The organism is Mesorhizobium sp. M7A.F.Ca.US.002.01.1.1 (genome assembly GCF_004022955.1).
Taxonomy (GTDB): Bacteria; Pseudomonadota; Alphaproteobacteria; order Rhizobiales; family Rhizobiaceae; genus Mesorhizobium; species Mesorhizobium ciceri.
In genome coordinates this window covers 1-5,487 of the sequence record NZ_RZQE01000403.1, presented here as the reverse complement: position 1 = coordinate 5,487, position 5,487 = coordinate 1, and the positions used below count along the sequence as shown (strand labels likewise).

The 5,487-nt window shown below is 63.2% G+C and carries 7 protein-coding genes; 4 read left to right on the top strand and 3 right to left on the bottom strand.

Going from position 1 to position 5,487, the window contains the following annotated elements:
• Together EN932_RS27915 and EN932_RS27910 are read left to right on the top strand one after the other, a co-directional pair.
• Nucleotides 1–505: DUF934 domain-containing protein (locus EN932_RS27915; protein ID WP_164890648.1), on the top strand; the 505-nt coding region annotated here is incomplete at its 5' end.
• 97 nt (nucleotides 506–602) lie between these two features.
• Nucleotides 603–2,207: a GMC family oxidoreductase N-terminal domain-containing protein gene (locus EN932_RS27910; protein WP_127384617.1), complete on the top strand. Its 1,605-nt coding sequence runs from the start codon at nucleotides 603–605 to the stop codon at nucleotides 2,205–2,207.
• Nucleotides 2,208–2,333: 126 nt separating this feature from the next.
• Here the strand turns inward: EN932_RS27910 and EN932_RS27905 are convergent, their stop codons facing one another.
• The 3 genes from EN932_RS27905 to EN932_RS27895 form a co-directional block, all read right to left on the bottom strand.
• On the bottom strand, nucleotides 2,334–3,356 hold the full coding sequence (locus EN932_RS27905; RefSeq protein WP_013529567.1) for a fatty acid desaturase: 1,023 nt from the start codon (nucleotides 3,354–3,356) through the stop codon (nucleotides 2,334–2,336).
• A gap of 152 nt (nucleotides 3,357–3,508) precedes the next feature.
• Nucleotides 3,509–4,012 (bottom strand): hypothetical protein, encoded by a 504-nt coding sequence (locus EN932_RS27900; protein WP_348629891.1) that lies wholly within the window; start codon nucleotides 4,010–4,012, stop codon nucleotides 3,509–3,511.
• A complete protein-coding gene (locus EN932_RS27895; protein ID WP_024502834.1) occupies nucleotides 3,987–4,184 on the bottom strand; it encodes a hypothetical protein in 198 nt (65 codons plus the stop codon). The genes EN932_RS27900 and EN932_RS27895 overlap by 26 nt, the downstream gene beginning before the upstream one ends.
• Before the next feature lie 242 nt (nucleotides 4,185–4,426).
• On the opposite strand from EN932_RS27895, the gene grpE reads away from it, so the two are divergent.
• Together grpE and EN932_RS27885 are read left to right on the top strand one after the other, a co-directional pair.
• Nucleotides 4,427–5,062, top strand: coding sequence for a nucleotide exchange factor GrpE (gene grpE / locus EN932_RS27890; RefSeq protein WP_027161324.1), 636 nt, complete (start codon nucleotides 4,427–4,429; stop codon nucleotides 5,060–5,062).
• A gap of 136 nt (nucleotides 5,063–5,198) precedes the next feature.
• On the top strand, nucleotides 5,199–5,487 hold a 289-nt coding region (locus EN932_RS27885), incomplete at its 3' end, for a TRIC cation channel family protein (protein WP_206618968.1).

The window sequence follows — 5,487 nt, the reverse complement described above, 5'->3', positions numbered from 1 at the left end:
GCTCTGGACCCCTGCGGGTTTTCAGGAGGATGAGTGGACGCATGCCGAAAGCGCCGATGCGCTGTCCGGCAACGGCCGCTTCATCCTGCCGTTGCAAGTCTTCCTCGATCTCGATCCGGAGGTGCGCCGCTCGGCCAAGGAACGGCTCGGCGTCCTGCTGCAGCCGGGTGATCAGCTCGAGAAGATCGCCGACCTGCTCGACCAGCTGTCGCTGGTGGCGCTGGCCTTTCCGGCCTTCAGCGACGGCCGCTCCTTCTCCAAGGGAGAACTGCTGCGCGGCCGCTACCATTTCGAAGGTGCCGTTCGCGCCACGGGCCAGGTACTGGTCGACCAACTGCCGCATATGCTGCGCCTGGGCTTCGACGAGTTCGAGATATCGAACCCCGTGCTGTTGAAGCGTCTGGAGGAGGGCCGCACCGGCGGATTGGGGCTCTACTACCAGCCAGCCGCCGTGCCGGAACCAAAAGGCCCGAAATACTCCTGGCGGCGCGTTCGCAGCAGCTGACGTTGCGGTAATTCCGCGCGTCTTTACAACGCCCCCTGTTCAAGCCTTCTCTTGAGCTTCCGGATGGAAAATCCGGAATGATCGGGGAGGGGTCTTCATGCGTTACGACTATGTCATAGCCGGCGGTGGGTCCGCCGGCTGTGCGCTTGCCGCACGGCTTTCGGAAGATCCCTCGAAAACGGTCTGCCTGATCGAAGCTGGCGGCGAGGGCAGGGATATGCTGATCCGCGCTCCGGCTGGCATTATCGGTATGCTTTCCGGCCGGCCCAGGATCAACAACTGGGCCTTCGAAACCGTGCCGCAGCAAGGTCTTGGCGGCCGCAACGGCTACCAGCCGCGCGGCAAGGCGCTGGGCGGCTCCAGCGCCATCAATGCGATGCTCTATGTCAGAGGCCATCGCAGCGACTATGACGAATGGGCCGATCTGGGCTGTGAGGGCTGGTCGTGGGATGAGGTGCTGCCCTATTTCCGGCGCGCCGAAGGCAATGAGCGCGGCACTGATGCCCTGCATGGCGGGGACGGCCCGCTGAAAGTGTCGAACCAGCGCTCGCCGAGGCCAATCGCCAAGGCCTTCATAGAGGCTTGTGCCGAAAACCAGATTCGCGCCTCGGACGATTTCAACGGACCGGAACAAGAGGGCGCCGGCTATTTCCAGGTGACCCAATTTGCCGGTGGCGCCCGTAATGGCGAGCGCTGTTCGACTGCCGCCGCCTATCTCCATCCGGTGATGCAGCGGACCAATCTGACCGTGATCACGCGGGCGCACGCCACACGCATCGTCCTTGACGGCAAGCGGGCCACCGGTATCCGCTACCGGACACGCAAAGGCGAGGCAGTGGCGCAGGCGTCGTGCGAGGTGATCCTGTGTGGCGGTGCCTTCGGTTCGCCGCAGCTTCTGTTGCTGTCGGGTATCGGCCCGGCGGCCGAACTTGCCGTGCATGGCGTTCCCGTCGTCCACGAACTGCCGGGCGTCGGCAAGAACCTGCAGGACCACCTCGATTTCATCGTCGGCTGGAGATCGAAGGACACCGATATGCTTGGCATGAGCCCGCGCGGCGCGTTGGGTTTCCTACGGCATATCGCGCAGTGGCGGCGGGATGGGACCGGGCTGATCGCCTCGCCGGCGGCCGAGAGCGGCGCTTTCGTCAAATCCGACCCGGCGCTTGAGCGCCCTGACCTGCAGCTGCAATTCGTCATCGGGCTGGTCGAAAACCATGCGCGCACGCTGCACTACGGCTTCGGCTTCTCCTGTCATGTCTGCATATTGCGGCCGCACTCGCGTGGCGAGGTTGGGCTGGCCAGTGCCGATCCACTTGCCGCGCCGCGCATCGATCCGCGCTTTCTCGGCGACCAGCGCGATGCGGAGCTGCTGTTGAAAGGCGTGAGGATCACCCGGCAGGTGCTGGCTTCACCGGCGCTGACGCGCTACCGGCACAAGGAAATGCACATCGCCGGCGAGCCAAGCGATGCCGATCTGATGACCCATATCCGTACCCGCGCCGACACGGTCTATCACCCGGTCGGCTCCTGTCGGATGGGGGTCGACGAGATGGCGGTGGTCGATCCGCAACTCAAGGTGCGCGGGCTTGAAGCCTTGCGTGTCGTCGACGCCTCGGTGATGCCGACACTGATTGGTGGCAACACCAATGCGCCAACCATCATGATCGCCGAAAAGGCCGCCGACATGATCAGGGCTGCCTGATAGGAGCTCCAGGCGCGGTGCCTATAGACTGGCGGTCGTTTTACTTTTCTTGGTTTGACGCAATTGCCCCAGGGAAAACGCTACGCGCTTTCCCTGGAAACCGTTCACCACTTCTGCTGGAATTGCTTAAGCCGCCGCCCGTGCCTCGCGGAACGACACCAGCTTGCGGCGGTTCTCGTCCCACAACGCCAGTTTAACGCAGCGCAGGCTTTCCAGCAGCGTGACACGGCCGATGTCGCGCAGCTCGGGATAATCCCGCAGCACTTCCTGCAACCGGTAGCACGGCACCTTGGCGGAGAGGTGATGGACGTGATGGACACCGATGTTGCCGGTGAACCAGTTCAGCACCGGCGGGAGGTCGTAATAGGACGATCCGTGCAAGGCAGCGTGCTGGAATTCCCAGTCGACATCCTTCGCCCATTCCGTTTCCTCGAACTGGTGCTGGACATAGAACAGCCAGATGCCGGCCGAACCGGCGAGGATGACGATCGGCAGGTGGACCACCAGGAACGCGCCGGGACCGACGAACCAAATGAGGATGGCTGCTGCGACCGCGATGCCAAGATTGGTGGTCATCGACGACACCCAAGGGGTCAGGCCGCCGCGCATCATGCCGACGGGCAGCCTTTGCTCGAAGATGAACAGCCAGATCGGACCGAGCCCGAACATCACCAGCGGGTGGCGATAGAGACGATAGGCAAGGCGGCCTCGCCACGACATCTGCCGGTATTCTGCAACGGTCAGCGTCCGGATGTCGCCCATGCCGCGTTCGTCAAGATTGCCGGCGCTGGCGTGGTGGGTCGCGTGGGCGCGCCGCCAGCAATCGTAGGGCGTCAGCGTCAGGATGCCGAGCGCGCGGCCGATCCAGTCGTCCGCGTAGCGATTGGCGAAGAAGGAGCCGTGGCCGCAATCGTGCTGGATCATGAAGATGCGCACCAGAAACCCGGCCGCGGGAAGGATGAGGATCAGTCCCCACCAATGGCCATAGGCATAGGCCGCCGAGGACAGGCCCCAGAGTATGGCGAATGGAATGAGAGTGATGGCGAGTTCGACGGTGCTGCGCCGCCTGTCAGGCTTCTTGTAGCGGGCGAGAATCTTCAGCCAGGCGCGCTTGCTGTTGGCGACCGTCTCAGGGGAAATCATGTTCATCAGGAAGCATAGGCGGGGTGCCTCGCCGCCGCAAGGCGACATCACGCAAAATTACTGTGCGTAATTGTCGCGTGGCCCGGCGGTCGAGCCTGCCAACCGCCGGTTCGACCTGCTGATGATTCTGAGCGTCGGTTTTCCGCTGGGGTCGATCGCTATTCGCGATCGAGGATGGGACAGCCGCGCTCGGTGCCAAAAGTCACGCGCACGCGGTCGCCACCCTGTCTGCCGCGGACTGTGATCTCCCGGCGGCCGACGGACTCTATCCTTGCGCGGCGGATGCCCATTCGGTCTGCCTTGTCGAGGGCCCGGTCCTCCGTGCAGCCTCGTTGACGGCGGTCGCGCCGGTCGTCGCGACGGGGGCCTTCGCAATCGTCATAGGCGGGGTCGCAATCTTCCATGAGCTTCAGCCGCGGGCCATGTTTGCCCAATTGCAGCTGCAGATTGTCTGCTTGTGCCGGAAAAGCCGCCAAGGTGATGGCGCCGAGGCCGACAAGCGCCATCAGCGATGAGGTGATCGAAACCTTGCCCACTACGTCCTCCATTTTGAACCACAACACATCTATCCTTAGATGGTTCGGCTCTCCCCGGCTATTGCCGATAGGAGGTTTGCTGCCAAGATCGATTGTTGCGTTAACGCCGGCGCCAGCCGATGTCACCGCGCTCCGCCCCATCGAGGCGGTCGAGCAGTTCTCGGAGCCGGTCGGGAATGTCGGCCTCGGTGCGGAAGGCCGGCAAGGTGCGTAGAAAGCGGGTCACCGCCTCGGCACCCAACTGGCGCCTGACCTCGATGGCCAGCCCTTCTGCCTTTTCGCCCGTGTTGCGGGTCATCGTCTCAAAATCCTGTGTCGGCTTCGAAACTCCTCCAGTAAGGGAATGGTTCCCCCATCCTGCCTGTGGGGCAAGCAAAGCCGGCAGTTAAGGTAAAATTTGAATTAAAATCGAAATGCCTTGCCTGCCATTGTCCGGCCTTGGCCGGTGGCTTCCATAATCGCTTACCCCTTGATTTTTGGCTGCCAAACATCGATATCGGGCACAAAATCCACATCATTCGAGATTGACGGGAAACGGCGATGAGCGACCAGGCAAAAGACGAACGCGCGCCCGATGAAGTCGAGGCGACCGAGCCCGCAGCCGAGCGCACGGAAGGCAGCACCGACGGCGACTATGAAGCCCTTGTCCGGCTGCTGAAGGAAAATGAAGAGCTGAAGGACCGCGCGCTGCGCGTGGCGGCCGAGATGGAAAACCTGCGTCGCCGCACGGCGCGCGATGTTCACGATGCGCGCACCTACGCGGTCGCGAATTTCGCCCGCGACATGCTTTCGGTGTCGGACAATCTGCGCCGCGCGCTGGATGCGATTCCCGCCGAGGCCAAGGCATCGGGTGACGCCGGCTTCAAGGCGCTGATCGAAGGCGTCGACCTCACCGAGCGCGCCATGCTGTCGGCGCTGGAACGGCATGGGGTCAAGAAGCTCGCGCCGGAAGGCGAGAAGTTCGATCCCAATTTCCACCAGGCGATGTTCGAAGTGCCCAATCCGGACGTCCCGGCCAACACCGTGGTCCAGGTCGTGCAGCCGGGCTATTCGATCGGCGACCGCGTGCTGCGCCCGGCTATGGTCGGCGTCGCCAAAGGCGGTCCGAAGTTTGCCGCCGCTGAAGCGCCGGTCGAGCCGGGGCCGGTAAACGAGCAGGCTGAGAAAGATGCATAGTTAAGGGAGTAGGGGAGTAGGGCAGTAGGGCAGTAGGGCAGTAGGGAAAAGGGCAATCGCACCTTCCGTGCGGCTTCGTGCTAAACATACTGCCCTACTGCCCTACTGCCTTATTCCCTTACTCCCCTGGCCTGCAATGAACCCCATCGCGCTTCTCGACTATGCCGGTGTCGCCGTCTTCGCGGCGACCGGAGCGCTTGCGGCTTCGCGCAAGCAGCTCGACATTATCGGCTTCCTGTTCCTGGCCAGCGTCACCGGGATAGGTGGCGGCACGCTTCGCGACGTCATCCTCAACCTGCCGGTTTTCTGGGTCGCCAACTCCGGCTATGTGCTGGTCTGCGCCGCGGTTGCGGTGCTGGTCTTCTTCAGCGCGCATCGTGTCGAATCGCGCTGGAAATGGCTGCTCTGGCTCGACGCCATCGGGC